At 24.9% G+C, this 15,744-nt stretch carries 8 protein-coding genes and 1 rRNA gene; 2 read left to right on the top strand and 7 right to left on the bottom strand.

The features are described from left to right. Positions 1-388: ribosomal RNA gene (locus ACTP5B_RS02835) — 16S ribosomal RNA — on the bottom strand; the annotation flags it as partial. 397 nt (positions 389-785) lie between these two features. On the opposite strand from ACTP5B_RS02835, the gene argS reads away from it, so the two are divergent. Then, on the top strand, positions 786-2,510 hold the full coding sequence (gene argS / locus ACTP5B_RS02830) for an arginine--tRNA ligase (protein WP_464829835.1): 1,725 nt from the start codon (positions 786-788) through the stop codon (positions 2,508-2,510). Positions 2,511-2,635: 125 nt separating this feature from the next. Here argS and flhA read toward each other — a convergent pair whose 3' ends face one another. Beyond that, on the bottom strand, positions 2,636-4,723 hold the full coding sequence (gene flhA / locus ACTP5B_RS02825; RefSeq protein ID WP_464829833.1) for a flagellar biosynthesis protein FlhA: 2,088 nt from the start codon (positions 4,721-4,723) through the stop codon (positions 2,636-2,638). Further along, complete coding sequence (flhB, locus tag ACTP5B_RS02820) at positions 4,716-5,867, bottom strand: flagellar biosynthesis protein FlhB (RefSeq protein WP_464829831.1); 1,152 nt, start codon at positions 5,865-5,867, stop codon at positions 4,716-4,718. The genes flhA and flhB overlap by 8 nt, the downstream gene beginning before the upstream one ends. Before the next feature lie 337 nt (positions 5,868-6,204). Here flhB and ACTP5B_RS02815 point away from each other — a divergent pair, with 337 nt between their 5' ends. Further along, a complete protein-coding gene (locus tag ACTP5B_RS02815; protein ID WP_464829829.1) occupies positions 6,205-7,926 on the top strand; it encodes a proline--tRNA ligase in 1,722 nt (573 codons plus the stop codon). A 305-nt stretch (positions 7,927-8,231) separates the two neighbouring features. Here ACTP5B_RS02815 and dnaE read toward each other — a convergent pair whose 3' ends face one another. From dnaE to uppS, 4 genes are all read right to left on the bottom strand, one after another. Beyond that, on the bottom strand, positions 8,232-11,717 hold the full coding sequence (gene dnaE, locus ACTP5B_RS02810) for a DNA polymerase III subunit alpha (RefSeq protein ID WP_464829827.1): 3,486 nt from the start codon (positions 11,715-11,717) through the stop codon (positions 8,232-8,234). Positions 11,718-11,751: 34 nt separating this feature from the next. Further along, positions 11,752-12,207 (bottom strand): 3-hydroxyacyl-ACP dehydratase FabZ, encoded by a 456-nt coding sequence (gene fabZ, locus ACTP5B_RS02805; protein ID WP_464829825.1) that lies wholly within the window; start codon positions 12,205-12,207, stop codon positions 11,752-11,754. A gap of 81 nt (positions 12,208-12,288) precedes the next feature. After that, positions 12,289-14,658: an outer membrane protein assembly factor BamA gene (gene bamA, locus ACTP5B_RS02800; RefSeq protein WP_476693225.1), complete on the bottom strand. Its 2,370-nt coding sequence runs from the start codon at positions 14,656-14,658 to the stop codon at positions 12,289-12,291. A gap of 269 nt (positions 14,659-14,927) precedes the next feature. Beyond that, positions 14,928-15,698 (bottom strand): polyprenyl diphosphate synthase, encoded by a 771-nt coding sequence (gene uppS, locus ACTP5B_RS02795; protein ID WP_464829821.1) that lies wholly within the window; start codon positions 15,696-15,698, stop codon positions 14,928-14,930. Positions 15,699-15,744: the final 46 nt, after the last annotated feature.

The raw sequence follows: 15,744 nt of genomic DNA, 5'->3' as shown, positions 1-15,744 counted from the left end.
CAGGCTTTCGCCCATTGTGCAATATTCCCCACTGCTGCCTCCCGTAGGAGTCTGGACCGTGTCTCAGTTCCAGTGTGGCTGGTTATCCTCTCAGACCAGCTAGAGATCGTTGCCTTGGTAGGCTATTACTCTACCAACAAGCTAATCTCGTCTGGGTTCATCCAAAAGCATGAGGCCGAAAGGTCCCCCACTTTGGTTTTTCAACATTATGCGGTATTAGCTACCATTTCTAGTAGTTATCCCCCTCTTTTGGGTAGATCCCCAGATATTACTCACCCGTTTGCCGCTCGCCGACAAGAGAGCAAGCTCTCTTTCGCTGCCGCTCGACTTGCATGTGTTAGGCTTGCCGCCAGCGTTCAATCTGAGCCATGATCAAACTCTTCAATTGAAAAACTTTTCTTAAAGAAAGAAAATCTTTAAGATATTTTAAATAACAAAAATAGATTTTGTACTTAATTGTCTGTGCCCACACAGATTATCTAATATATTTTTAAAGAGCATTTTTATGTATTTGAAACTTTAGATTAAGAGATTACATTTTTTTTATTCTCTTGTCAACCTTTTTATAAATAATTTTTACATTTTTATATTAATATTTATTTAAAAAATATATTTATATTTTTTATCAAATAAATAATTTTGAAATTATACTTTAATAAATAAAAAATTATAATATATTATAAATATAAAATTATTCTTATTTCTTTTAGAAATATCATGAATATCTATTTTTATTATTTTTTTAACAGATCAAAACATTCAATACAATAAAAAAGGCTTTTATAATGAATTTAAAAAATATAATAAAAGAAGACATTAAAAATGCCCTCATTAAGATTAAAAATATAAAATATGATCCTATTATTACATTAAATAAAAAAATAACACTAGGTCATTATCAACTTAATAATTTAATAAAAATAGCTAATATATTAAAATTAGAACCATATCAATTATCTCATATAATAATCTCTGATATTAAAAAAAAATATATTTATAAAGAAATAACATTTTCTCAGCCAGGTTTTATTAATATTTTTATTAATTCAAATTGGATCTCTGAAAAATTAGAAGAAATCTTTATTTCAGCTCGTCTTGGTATAAATCGTTATCAACCAAAAAATATTGTAATAGATTATTCTTCTCCAAATATTGCAAAAGAAATGCATATTGGGCATTTGCGTTCAACAATAATTGGAGATGTTATGGCAAGAATATTAGAATTCTTAGGACACAATGTAATTAGAGAGAACCATATTGGTGATTGGGGAACACAATTTGGAATGTTGATTGCATATTTAGAAGATAAAAAAATAAAAAATTGCAATTTTTCTCTCATGAAACTAGAAGAATTTTATTGTAAAGCGAAAAAAAAATACGATATTGATGATTTATTTGCAGAAAAATCTAGAAAATACGTAGTAAAGTTACAAAATGGAGACAAATATTGTCATTCTATTTGGAAAAAATTAGTTTCTATTACAATGTTAGAAAATTACAAAATGTACGAAAAACTAAATGTGACTTTAAAAGAACATCATACTATGGGAGAAAGTGTATATAATAAAATGCTTCCTGATATCGTTGAAGATCTCAAAAACAAAAAGATAGCATTTGAAAAAAACGGTTCTATAATTGTTTTTTTGAAAGATATTCAAAATAGATCAGGAGAATCTATGGGTGTTGTTATTCAAAAAAAAGATAAAGGTTTTTTATATTCCACTACTGATATTGCTTGCTTTAAATATAGATATCAAAAATTATGTGCTGATCGTATCATATATTATACTGATTCTCGACAGCATCAGCATTTGAAACAAGCATGGATAATAGCTAAAAAAGCTAATTATATATCTCAAGATTTATTGTTAGAACATCATATGTTTGGAATGATGTTATCAAAAAATAAACGTCCATTTAAAACTCGTGATGGTAATACTATAAAACTTTCTACACTATTAAATGAATCTGTAGAAAGAGCAAGAGATTTAATTAAAAAGAAAAAGCCTAATTTACCGAAAAAAAAACTTATTCAATTAGCAACTATAATAGGTATCGGAGCAGTAAAATATGCCGATTTATCTAAAAATAGAAATACTAATTATATATTTGATTGGGATACAATGCTCAAGTTTGAAGGAAATACAGCTCCATATATTCAATATGCTTACACTAGAATCATATCTATATTAAATAAATCTATTATCCCTAGAAACAAATTAAGAGAAAAAGTTATTTTAAAAAAACAAAGTGAAATTAATCTAGCCATTAAAATATTAGAATTTGAAGAAATTATTTTACTTATTGCTCACAATGGAACACCTCATATATTGTGTAAATATCTCTATGAACTTGCAACAAGTTTTTCTAATTTTTATGAAAGTTGTTCTATACTTTTTTCTAAAAAAATAAAAATTACCAAAAGTAGACTTAAATTATCTATTTTAACTGCTAAAACATTAAAAAAAGGATTAAATATGCTTGGAATAAAAATATTAAAAAAAATGTAAAATATAATTAATAGTTAAAATTTTCAAAAACAGTACGGTGGGGAAATAATATAGTACTATTAAGTGCACTACTTACTACCACACCAATCTGTATTCAAAAGCATGAATAAATAATTTTGTTTTTATTAAGTTCCAATAATATTTGTTATTTTTATTTTCTTTATATCTGTAATTTCAAATTGAGATAAAACAGTTAGTTCTGGAAAACTTTGTCGTAAAAATCTCGATAAAAAATAACGTAAAGGATGACTGACTAATAATATTAGAGGAGAACCGATTAATATTTGTTTTTTAATTGCTTCTTTAGTTTTTGTCAATAAACTTTTAGATAAATTAGGTTCTATAGTATTAGCTCCGGATTTTAAGCTATTTAATAACAATTGTTCTAAATTTGGTTCTAATCCTATTATTTCAACAATATTATTTTGATTAAATAATTTTTGCATAATAAGTTTTCTTAATGCAATACGAACAATACTTGTTAATTCATTTGGATCTTTTTGATTTTCTGCATATTCTGATAGTGTTTCTAAAATAGTTCTCATATCACGTATTGGGACTTGTTCTAATAATAAATTCTTAAGAACTTTATGAAGAACTGTTAAATTAATTATATTAGGAATTAAATCCTCAGTTAATTTTGGCATTTCTATGCTAACATGCTCTAATAATTTTTGAGCTTCTTGACGGCCAAACAACTCATCAATATGATTAGTAATTAAAACATTTAAATGTGTTGAAATGACAACACTAGCTTCTATAACAGAGTAACCCTTTTTTTGAGCTGTGCTTTTAAAATCTTCATTAATCCAATATCCAGATAAACCAAAAGCAGGTTCATATATTTTTTCAAAAGGTAAAGATTCTGTTTCTCGACCTGAATGAATAGCCATAAAACGTCCAAAAAAACATTTTCCTTGACCTACTTCTACTCCTTTAATAAAAATGCGATAAACATTTCCCGACAAATGCATATTGTTTTTAACACGTACTAATGGCGGCAAAAATCCAATTTCTTGAGCGATTTTTTTACGAACTACGCGAATTCTTTCTAATAAGTCACCTTTCTGATTAACATCAGTCATTGGTGTTAATTGGTAACCTATTTCTATTCTGATCGGATCTTCCAGTTCAACATCATTCCAAGACGCTTCTGAAATTGAGTCATGTATTAGTTTGTATTTTTTATTAGAATGTAAAAAATTACCTTCTAAATCATATTTTCTTTCATATAGCCACCAAGAAAGAATAAATAATAAAACCGTAAATACTAAAAATATAATATTTGGCATGCCTGGGACTAAACCAAGAACACCTAATACTATTGCGCTCAACAAAACAACTCGAGGATTATAAAACAATTGGCTAACCATTTGTTCTCCAACGTTCTGATTGCTACTGACTCGAGTTACAATAACACCTGCTGCAGTCGAAATAACCAGAGCTGGAATTTGAGCAACTAAACCGTCTCCAATAGTTAGTAATGTATAAACTTCTACTGCTTTGTTTAACAACATATTATGTTGTATTAAACCAATAATTAACCCCCCGAAAATATTAATAATCATTATTAAAATTCCAGCAATTGCATCTCCGCGTACAAACTTGCTGGCACCATCCATAGAGCCGTAAAAATCAGCTTCTTGTGTTATTTTTATGCGACGTTTTTTAGCTTTCTCTTCACCAATTAAACCTGCATTTAGATCAGCATCAATTGCCATTTGTTTTCCTGGCATAGCATCCAATATAAATCGAGCACCAACTTCTGCTATTCTGCTAGCTCCTTTAGTAATAACAATAAAATTAATAATTACTAAAATTATAAAAACAACTATTCCAATAGCAAAATTTCCACCTACTAAAAAATGGCCAAACGATTCAATTACTCTTCCTGCTGAATCAGTTCCAGTGTGACCCCTTAAGAAAATAACACGAGTAGAGGCTACATTTAAAGCCAAACGCAATAATGTAGAGAACAGCAAAATTGTTGGAAAAGCAGCAAATTCTAAAGTATGACGAGTAAACATAGAAACAAGCAAAATTATTATTGATAAAGCAATATTAAAAGTAAAAAAAATATCTAAGACTAAAGGTGCTAGTGGCAAAACCATCATTGATAAAATCATCAAAATAAGTATTGGACCTGCAAGTATTTGCCATTGAGTTGTTTTTAAATTTTTTATAATACGAAAAAAAGAAGATAAATTAATCATTAGTCTTATGTTCTCCTGTAAAAGTTAATTCTAATGGAACTGATATATTTCTAGGTTTTTCAGGAAAAACGCCACCTTCTTTTTTCCATTTTCGTACTTTCCAAACCCATGCTAAAACTTCTGCGACAGCTTTGTAAAGAGGACCTGGAATATATTGTCCTATTTCGGAATAACGGTATAATGAACGCGCTAATGATGGTGCAGAAATAATAGAAATATTATTTTTCAGAGCTAAATTTTGTATTTTAACAGCAATTTCACCCGTGCCTTTTGCTATTACTTTAGGTGCATTCATTTTTCTTTCATCATATTTAAGTGCAACAGAATAATGTATTGGATTAGTTATAATCACGTCGGCTTTAGGCACATCTGCAATCATTCTTCTACGTACAGAAGCCTTCATTTCTTGACGAATTCGTATTTTTATATTCGGATTTCCTTCTTTTTCTCTAAATTCATCTTTGATTTCTTGACGAGTCATTTTTAATTTTTTATAGTAGTTGAATTGCTGCCAAAAAACATCAAAAAAAACAATGGGAATTAATCCTAATATAACTAAAAAACAACAAACAGAAATTATATTGAATCCATATAATAATGAAGATATATAATTTTTATTAATCAAGAATAATATCTGAAATAAAGCACTCGATAAATACCAAAAAGATATGCTACTAACTACAAATATCTTTAATATTATCTTCAAAAATTCTACTATTATTTGAATAGAAAAGATTCTTTTTAAACCCTGAAAAGGATTTAATTTTATCAAATTAAATTTTAACGATTTTAAATTTAATTCAATACCACTAAACAGTATAGGAGGTATTGTAATTATAATTAACAAAGATATTAAAAATGGAGAAAAAACAAATAATATATCTTTTAAAGATGCAAAAATTTTTAATAAAATGTTATTTTTATTTAAAAAATCGTTTTTATCAAAACAAAAACTACTAGACATCATTTTAATAAAATGTAAAATAATTACATCTCTATACCACCATAAGTTTATAAATCCAACCAATAAGACCAATAAAGAATTTAATTCTCTAGAATACCTTGATTGTCCTTTTTTGCGAAATTTTTTAATACGATGCTCAGTAGGATGTTCAGTTTTTTCCTCATTTACATTATGATTCATTATAAATATTTTCAACCACTATTTTATACATGAAAAATTCATTAAACCTCTGTATTAGAAAAAAAACAAGTTAATTTTATTAATGATTCAAATAGATTATATTTATTTTTTGAATATTAATAATATATATAATTATATTTAATTTTTCTAAAATACATATTTTTTATATTGATTTTGTATTATTGATGTTCACATTTTTAAATATATTAATCTAATATAAATTATTTAATATATAATATTATTATATATGAAATTACATTCACTATTAAAAATAAATTTTTTCAAATATAAAAATTCTATTTTTAATAAAAAAATTTTATTTTTGAGATCCCAATCGATGCTTACAAGTCAATATTTTTTATCAACTTTAAAAAACACACCCTGTGATGCTAAAATTATTAGCCATCAACTAATGTTAAGAAGTGGCATGATTAGAAAAATATCTTCCGGTTTATATATTTGGCTCCCAACTGGAATTAGAGTACTAAAAAAAATAAAAAAAATAATTAGAGAAGAAATGAAAAAAATAAATGCATTAGAAATTTCAATGCCTATTATACAACCTGAATATTTATGGGAAAAAAGTGGTCGTTTAAATATATACGGAGAAGAATTGATAAAATTTTCCGATCGTCGTAAAAATAAATTTGTTTTAGGACCTACTAATGAAGAAATGGTAACTAAATTTATTAGTAACGAAATCGCTTCATATAAAAATCTTCCTTTGATTATATATCAAATACAATCAAAATTTAGAGACGAAACACGCCCTCGTTTTGGAATAATCAGAACACGTGAATTTACCATGAAAGACGCTTACTCTTTTCATATTGATCAGAATTGTCTAGAAAATACTTATGATAAATTTTATAATAGTTATATTAATATATTTAAAAAAATTAATCTGGATTTTTGCGTAGTAAAAGCTGATTCAGGTTCTATGGGAGGGAATATTTCTCATGAATTTCAAGCCTTTTCTAAAAACGGAGAAGATGAAATAGTTTTTTCTAATGATAAATCATATTCTTCAAATATAAATATGGCTGAATCTATAGAAACAGTTAATTTCTTTAAAAATCAAAATCAATTTAAAATTATCCAAAATAATAATATACAAACTAAAAAATCTATAATAATTTCGGAGAAATTAAACACACCATTAAAAAATCAAATTAAAACCTTTTTGGTTGAAACAAAAATAAATAATATCAATTCAATAGCTGCTTTATTAATACGAGGAGATCATGAATTAAATTTATATAAAATAGAAAAAATTGACATAATAAAAAAACCTTTAGTTTTTCTTGATGAACAAAAAACTATTTCATTTGCAGGAGTGAAAAAAAAATTCTTAGGTCCTTTAGGATTAAACATTCCTATTATTGCAGATATTTCTACTTATAAAATGAAAAATTTTACTACTGGTTCAAATATTGATGAACATTTTTTAATTAACGTAAATTGGAATGTTGATCTACCTGAACCAATAATAAAAGATATTAGAAAAGTTACAGAAAATGACTTAAGTCCAAATGGTATTGGCTATTTAAATATTAAAAAAAGCATTGAAATTGGTCATATATTTCAAATTGGACAAAAATATTCTAAAAATATAGGAAAATCTATTAAAATTAAAAACGGTAGAAAAGAAAATTTATATATGGGATGTTATGGAATAGGAATAGAGCGAATTTTAGCAGCTATTATTGAGCAAAATCATGACGAAAATGGTATTATCTGGCCAAATTCCATTGCGCCTTTTGAATTAGTTATTTTGCCGATAAATATGGAAAAATCGAACAAAATTAAAAAAATAGCAAACTCTTTATATAAAAATTTTAAAAAAACAGGAATAGATGTCATATTAGACGATCGACATGAACGGCCAGGAGTTATGTTTAATGAAATTGATTTAATTGGTATTCCTCATCAAATTATTATTAGTTCACGTTCAATAAGCAGTAATAATATCGAATACCGGGAAAGAAAAAACAAGAAAAATATTTTAATTGACATAAAAGAAATAATCAATTTTATTTTGCAAAAACTCAAAAAATAATATTACAAATGAATTTTGTTTTTATAAAAAGCAATTTTTCTAGAAAATTATTTTGTTAATTCTAATTAATATAATTAATCAAATTTTTTTAAAAAATTTGATTAAAAATTTTTTATAATGTGTTGAGCTGGTTTTATAAAAGAAAATACTAGTATAAATATCATCTTATATAAAATCAGTATTAATATATTTAATTTTATTTTTGCATGATTGGTATTATATAATATTAAAATTGAAAAATATCAAGAATTACAAGCTGTTATTTATTAAAAATTCGAAAGTATAAATTTTTTTAAAAAATTTTTTCACTTATATTCTAATTTTATATTTTTTGAACCTACTAATAATTTTAATTCACTTAGAAAATCATCAGTAATTGTTATAAACCATTTTTTGTTTAATTGCAAATTTGCACATGGTATTTTTTGATAATCAAAAATACAAACAGGAATATTTCCTTTCAATTGTTTGTCTAAAAAATTATATAATATTTTTAAAAAAAATATATCAGTTTTCTCTTTATTTAATATAACTATTAATTTATTGATATTATTTTTTCGCATCATGTTTAAATCTGTAAGATCATAAGCTGTCATTTTTATATTTTGATTTATAAAACTAACATTTAAAACTCCTCTCACAAATAAGATCATGTTTAGTTTTAAAATAGATTCATGCTGATTCAATAAATTTGAAAAAATCACAACTTCTAGACGACTAGTATTATCATCTAATATTAAAATAGCTATACGATTCTTATTTTTAGTTATTTTAATTTTAATAGAAACTATGATTCCTGCAACTAAAATTTTTCTATTTTTTTCACAAAATTTTAACTGCGATAATTTTATACCATTTACATAATGTATTAGTTCTTTTTTATATTGATCAATAGGATGTCCTGTTAGATAAAATCCTAAAACTTGATATTCATTTTCTAATTTATTTTTTTCAGAATTAAACAAATCAACAAAATTATTTTTTTTTACTTGACTTAACTCGTTTTTAAAAATACCGAAAAGACTTTCTTGCTTAAAAAATTTTGTTCTAAGAGATTCTTTTGATGCATTGATAGCATCATCAATAGATTTCAGCAAATAATTTCTATTTTTTTCAAAACAATCACAACTTCCAGACATTATTAATTTTTCTAAAACTCTACGGGTTATCTTATTAGAATCAATCCTCATACAAAGATCGAATAAATCATGAAAAAACCCATTTTTTTCACGTTCTTTAATAATATTTCTTACTGAATTTTCTCCTATACCTTTAATTGCACCAATACTATAAACTATACTGTTGTTTTCATTGACATAAAACTCATATTTGCTTAAATTAATATTTGGAGGTATAATTTTTACTCCCATATGAAGAGATTCATTGACTAAAATAAGAATTTTTTCTGTATTATCAATATCAGACGTCATAGCTGCAGCTATAAATTCAGCAGGATAATGTGATTTTAACCATAAAGTTTGATAAGATAATAAAGCATAAGCTACAGAATGAGATTTATTAAAACCATATCCTGCAAATTTTTCTAATAAATCAAAAATTTTCATGGATAATTTTTGATCAATACCATTTTTTAAAGCTCCGGCTTCAAATATAGCTCGTTGTTTTGACATATCTTTTAAATTTTTTTTACTCATTGCTCGTCTTAAAATATCTGCACTACCTAATGTATAACCAGCTAAAACTTGTGCTATTTGCATGACTTGTTCTTGATATAATATAATACCATATGTCGATTCTAGTATAGGTTTTAATAATATATGCTGCCATTTATGATCTGGATATGAAATATGCTCTCGCCCGTGTTTTCGATTAATAAAATTATCTACCATTCCAGATTGCAACGGACCAGGTCTAAAAAGTGCTACTAAAGCTATAATATCTTCGAAACAATCAGGCTTTAATCTATTAATTAAATCTTTCATCCCATACGATTCTAATTGAAAAACACAAGTAGTTTCAGATTTTTTTAATAAATTAAAACATTTAATATCATTCAAAGGAATCACATTAATATCTATTAATTTTTTTTTATGAAGATTTAATTTCATATTAATCATTTCTACAGCATGATTAATAATTGTTAACGTTCGCAAACCAAGAAAATCAAATTTTACTAATCCTACATATTCTATATCATTTTTATCAAATTGAGTAACTGGATTATTCCCTTTTTCATCACAATATAATGGACAAAAATCAGTAATTTTAGTAGGTGAAATGACCACACCTCCTGCATGTTTACCAACATTTCTATTTATTCCTTCTAACTTTTTAGCGATATCAACTAAACTTTTAACATCTTCATTATTTTTATAAAGATTAGACAATTCAGATTCTTCAGAAAACGCTTGATTTAAAGTAATTCCTGGATCTAAAGGTACTAATTTAGATAATTTATTAATAAATCCATATGAATACCCTAAAACTCGACCTACATCTCTAATAACAGCTTTTGCTGTTAGTGTTCCAAAAGTAATAATCTGCGCTACTGCGTTTCTACCGTATACATCTGAAACATGATCAATTACTTTATCACGTTTTTCCATACAAAAATCAATATCAAAATCAGGCATTGAGATACGTTCAGGGTTCAAAAACCTTTCAAATAAAAGATCAAAAGAGAATGGATCCACTTCTGTAATTTTTAAAGCATATGCTACAAGAGAACCCGCACCAGAACCTCTTCCCGGACCTACTGGTATATTATTATCTTTAGCCCATTGTATAAATTCCATAACAATTAAAAAATATCCAGGAAAACCCATTTTATTAATTATGTTTAATTCCATATCTAGGCGATTTTTATACTGATTATAAATATATTTGTAATTTTTTTTCTTTATGTGCAAAAATCTCAAACGTTTTTTTATCCCTTGATATGCTTGCGTAATTAAATAATCTTTAACATTTGTTTTTCCAGTTGAGAAATGAGGTAAAAAATACTTTCCAGAATTTATGAAAACATTACAACGCTTTGCAATTTCTACAGTATTTATAAGTGCTGCTGGAATATCTGAAAAAAGATCAAACATTTCTTTTTCACTTTTTAAAAATTGTTGATCACTATAATTGTCTTGAATTTTTGAATGTTGTAATGTTTTGCCTTCGTTGATAGCAATTCTAATTTTATGGATTTTAAAATCTTCTTTATTTAAAAAACAAACATCATTTGTAGCAACAACGGGAATGCCTTGAGATAAAGATAAATCTACAGCTAAATCTAGATATTTTTCTTCATTTTTTCTATTAGTACGAAATAATTCTAAATAATAAGAACCAGGAAAATATTTTTTATAAAATGATAAACAAGTAGATATTAATGAAGATTTACCATAAAGCAAAACTTTCCCAAGTTCACCTTCAGAACCTCCGGAAAGTAATATTAATCCTTCATTTAGTTCTAATAACCATTTTTTTTCAATAGTCACATCGCTATTGTTTGTATAGCCTTTTTGATAAGCGTATGAAATTAATAAAATTAAATTTTTATATCCTTCTTTTGTAGAAGCTAACAAAGTTAATTTTGTCAATTCGTTCTTTATTAAGTCAGAAAAAAATTGTACTGTAATACCAATAATAGGTTTTAAACCTAATTTATGAGCTGTGCTATAAAATTTAATTACACCGTATAAATTATTATAATCAGTTATCGCAATAGCTGGCATGTTCAAAGATGCTGCTTTTTTAACTAGGTCTTCAGGCTTTGATAATCCATCAACAATTGAATAATCACTATGAACATGAAGATGAATAAATTTTGGTTCATTCATATATTTTTCCGGTATTGATACATAAATAAATATTTTACAATAAATATTTTTTAGCAAAAATAACGTTAGATTTACAAATGATGTTATTATTTACTAATGCTATATTTTTAAAAACTAACATGTTTTTGCTCGATTTTAAAATAGTTACTTGTATAAGAATTTGATCACCAGGAGTCACTATCTTCTTAAAACGAGCATTATCTATACCTACGAAATGATATAATTTACCTATATTTAATTTACCTGTACTTTTATATATTAAAATACTTGCAGCTTGAGCCATAGCTTCAATAATTAATACACCAGGGAAAATTGGTTTATTTAGAAAATGCCCCTGAAAAAAAGGTTCATTTATAGTACAATTTTTTATGGCTTGCAAACATTTAAATATTTTAAAATTTAAAACTCGATCAATTAATAAAAAAGGATAGCGATGAGGTAAAATTTTTAAAATTTTTTTAATATTTAAAGTATTGTCTATAAAATTCAAAATGTTTACCCTGTTTAAAATTTTTTACATAAAAATTAATCTTATATTTTCAAAAATATAGATTACATTAAAAATGTATCACTACCAATTTTTACCAAAATTAAACTGAAATGGTTCCAACTGATAATTTTTATTTTTTTGAATAGGGATTGCATAAGAAAAAACTAATGGACCAATTGGAGAAAACCATTGCAATGAAAGACCAACTGATGCATAAATATCATTTAACATTTTTTCTTTTAAAAATGAACAAAAATCAATATTTTTAGCATCATCAGATTGTGTATCCCAAATATTACCAGCATCTAAAAATAAAGAAGAACGAAGAAACTTAGAATATTTTTTATCTACAAAAGGCGTGGGCACAATAAGTTCCAAATTCGAAACTAAAGTTAAGTTCCCACCAATAGAATCAATTGATTCACATATATTATTATTTTTATATCCAATACAATTATCTAAATGAGTGCTGTCATAAATTTTTTTAGGACCAATAGTATTGGTACGAAAACCACGAATATTATTCATGCTACTAGCATAAAAATTTTCATAAAAAGGAAGTTTTTCTTTATTGAAAAGATTTCCTATGCCCATGTAAAAATGACTTAAAAAAATAAAATTTTCTTTTTGATTTAAGGGGATATATTGATCAACATCTAACATTATTTTATAAAAATTATTGTCAGATCCAGGAATAGTATTTTTCCCGGTGATATGTATTTGATTGCCAGAAATAGGAAAATAACGATATTCTAAATTATCATATATCCAAGAATAATTTATAGTAAAATCATCCACTAAACTATTTTTTAAAAATGCTGTATTTAATGATTTTTTTATTAATGGAAGAGTGTTAATTTTTTTTTCTTGATTATTAATACCATTGTGAGTATATCCTAATCCAAAATTCAATCTATTAGTATTATTAATCAAAAATCCTAAATTACTTTCAAAACCATAAGTTTTTTTTATAAGATTTGAAACACTGTTAAAATTATACTTAAAATCGTTATAAAAAAATCTAGTGTTTAAATCTGTACTATTAGAAAAAAAATATGGATAACTCATGGATATATCAGCATAGTTTTGATTATCATTTTTAATGATACTAGCTTTTAAAGCATTTCCGGAACCAAACATGTTTTCTTGAGAAAAAGAAATATTAAAACTTGTACCACTATCTCTTCCATATCCTAAACCAAAATTTATGGAACCAGTAGGCTGTTCTTTAACTTTATAAGTAATATCTATTTGATTAGGTTTATTAGGATTGATTTGTTGAATTATCTCAACATCACTAAAATATTTTGTTTTTTCTAGTGATTTTTTTCCTAATTCTACTAACTTTATATTAAAGTATTGACCTTCTAATTGTTTAATCTCACGACGTAAAACTTTATCTTGAGTAGTTTCATTTCCTAAAAAATGAATCTTTTTTACAAAAAAACGTTGTTTAATATCAATATTAAAATCTAACGTTATTGTTTTTTTTTCGTGATCGATTTCAGGATTAACTATAACTGTAGAATTGATATATCCATTTTCAGATAAAAATCTTGTTATTTTATGTGCTATAAAATCAATTTTTTCTTTGTTATAAAATTCGTAAGGATTAATTTCAATTAAATTAGTAATAAATTCTCGATATGGAAACAAATCACCATTAACAAAAAAATTTGAAATTCTATACTTATAGCCTTCAGAAACATTGATTGTAATATTTACCTCATTTTTATCTTTTAAAAAATCTATTTTTTTAGTACTACAATCAAAATAAAAATATCCATGACGTAAATAAAAATTTCTTAAACGTTCTAAATCATTATTTAATTCTTTTGGAGAATAAGTAGATTGGTCTAAAAAATTCCACCAAGAATGATAATCTTTTAAATGCAACAACGAAGAGATTTTTTCTTTAGAAAAATCTTGAACGCCAATTATTTTAATACTATTGATTTTTATTGGGAGGCCTTCGTCAATTAACATTTTTAAATTAACAGTATTATCTCTATAAAAAAATTTTAATACTTTTATATTTGATTTGTATCTTCCTATATCATGATAAAAATCTTCTATTGTCTTGATAAACATATTAATAAAAAAATCATTAAATGGTTTTCCTTTTTCAATGTTTAATTTTTTTAAATATTTATCTAATATAGAATTCTTAACAATATCATTACCAGAAATAACTATATTAGAAATAATAGGTCTTTCTCTAATGTTAAATACAACAGTTTTTCCTGAAAAAATTACTTTAACATCTTCAAATTTTCCCGTTTTAAACAAAGATTTAATGCTATTTTTTACATCATATTGAGAAATTTCACTACCAATACTAAAAACAATTTTTTTTAACGCTTCGTTCTTTGAAAAGTTTTTTAACCCTTTAAACTGAATGTCTTTAACAAGTAATGTATTTTCTGCACAAACGAATGTACTAAAAAACATCAAAAAAGCTATAAAAAAATTTTTAATTAACATTATTATTATAATTTTTCCTGCAATAAACTTCTTATTTTCGTAAAATTTATTAAAAAATACTTACAAGTAAGAAAAATTATGAAGTAAAATAAAATTTAAAAAACATTCATTCATTATTTTTTTGTATTTTTTATTAAATTATTTAGTAAAAAAATATTTTTTAAAATAAATTAAAACTTTATTTTTAATATAAATTTAAAGTTTTTTACATAAAAATTTTTATAATAAAAAATATGCTATTCTTCATATTTTTTAAATCCTCCAAAACGACGTTCACGGGATATAAAAGAATCTATAGCACATTGGAATACATCTTGATTGAAATCTGGCCATAGAACATCAGTAAAATATAATTCAGAGTAAGCTATCTGCCATAATAAAAAATTACTAATTCTTTTTTCTCCTCCTGTTCTAATAACTAAATCTACCGGAAGAAGTTTTTTAGTCGATAAATATTGAGAAAGAGTATTTTCTTCAATATCATTTACATCTAAAATTCCTTGTTGAACTTTATTAACAATTTGTTTTATACTTTGAATTATATCCCATCTTCCACCATAATTTGCAGCTATATTTAAAATGAGACCGCTATTATTTAAAGTTATTTGTTCTGCATAATGAATGCTATCTTGTAATTTTTTATTAAAATATGTTATATCACCAAGAACTTTAAATCTAATATTATATTTTTTTAAGTTTTTAATTTCACTGTCTAATGCATAAGAAAATAATTTCATTAAAGATTTTATTTCAGATAGTGGACGATGCCAATTTTCACTACTAAAAGCGTATAGCGTTAATATTTTTAAATTATTTTTAATGGAAAATCTTATTGCTTCTTTGACTGCTTTAAAACCTTCCTTGTGACCTAAAAAACGCATTTTTCCCTTTTTATTGGCCCATCGTCCATTTCCGTCCATAATAATTGCTACATGACGAATATTATGTATATTTTTTTCTTTAAGTTCTTTTTTTTCTTTATGTTCTAATGAAAATTTATACTGCATAATACGTATATGTTTCTCTTTAAAAAATAATTTCGTTAAAATATCC

Source organism: Buchnera sp. (in: enterobacteria), assembly GCF_056343165.1.
Note: the sequence above shows the minus strand (reverse complement) of the source record. Positions and strands in the feature narration are given on the sequence as shown.